This window comes from Myxococcus llanfairpwllgwyngyllgogerychwyrndrobwllllantysiliogogogochensis (genome assembly GCF_006636215.1).
Taxonomy (GTDB): Bacteria; Myxococcota; Myxococcia; order Myxococcales; family Myxococcaceae; genus Myxococcus; species Myxococcus llanfairpwllgwyngyllgogerychwyrndrobwllllantysiliogogogochensis.
The window spans coordinates 1-751 of record NZ_VIFM01000580.1 but is presented as its reverse complement, the minus strand read 5'-3'; the positions used below and the strand labels follow the sequence as shown (position 1 = coordinate 751).

Below are 751 nucleotides of genomic sequence, written 5' to 3'. Positions count from 1 at the left end.
GGGTCCAAGAAGAGGACGGTGTCCTTCCCGTCGTACTTGCGGACCACCTTCTCGTAGTCGCCGCCGTACACCTTCACGCGCTTGAGGCGCGGGGCGTGCTGCTCGATGCGGGCGAGCGTCTTCGCCTCGACGCCCATGCCGTTGGGGCTGACGCTGCGACCGCGCAGCTTCCCGTAGGAGAAGTGCGTCAGGTAGAGGAAGCGGTGCAGGCGCTCCACGTCCCCCTTCGGCTTGGAGTCGAAGAGGCTCTTGAAGGTCTTCTCGTCGCCGACCCACGGCAGCTTCTTCAGCTTGGCGAGGCCCGCGGGCGTCAGCTTCTGGATGAGCCGGTACGCGTCGGCGATTTCGGGGTCCGCGTCGTTGATGGCCTCGACGTCCGAGGGGGCCTTCTCGAAGAGGACGGCGGCGCTGCCAGCGAAGGGCTCCACGTACGTCTTGTGCGCGGGCAGCATTGCCACCAAGCGCTTCGCCAGGCGCTTCTTGCCAGCAGGGCTGCCCCAGATGGTCTTCTCCACCGGCTCACCCTGGAGGGACTCCAGGACGTGCCGGGCCCGGGCGAGGGCCTTCGAGAGGGCGTCACCCATCCTGGAGGCCCTCCGGGTCGAAGCCCCACGTCAGCTCTCCCGAGGTGGGGAGATTGAGGTCGCGAGGCCAGACGATGGGCGTCGCCTCGGCCTTGGCCGTGGAGGTCGACTCCTGCGTCGTCGTGTTGCCCTCCGGCGTGGGAGGTGAGGTGGGGGTCGGTGTCGAG

The 751-nt window shown here is 68.2% G+C and carries 1 protein-coding gene; it reads right to left on the bottom strand.

What is annotated here, in order from left to right; all coding sequences use genetic code 11:
• Positions 1-584 (bottom strand): DNA adenine methylase (locus FJV41_RS49445; RefSeq protein WP_141649541.1); only part of this gene is annotated, 584 nt, incomplete at its 3' end.
• Positions 585-751: the final 167 nt, after the last annotated feature.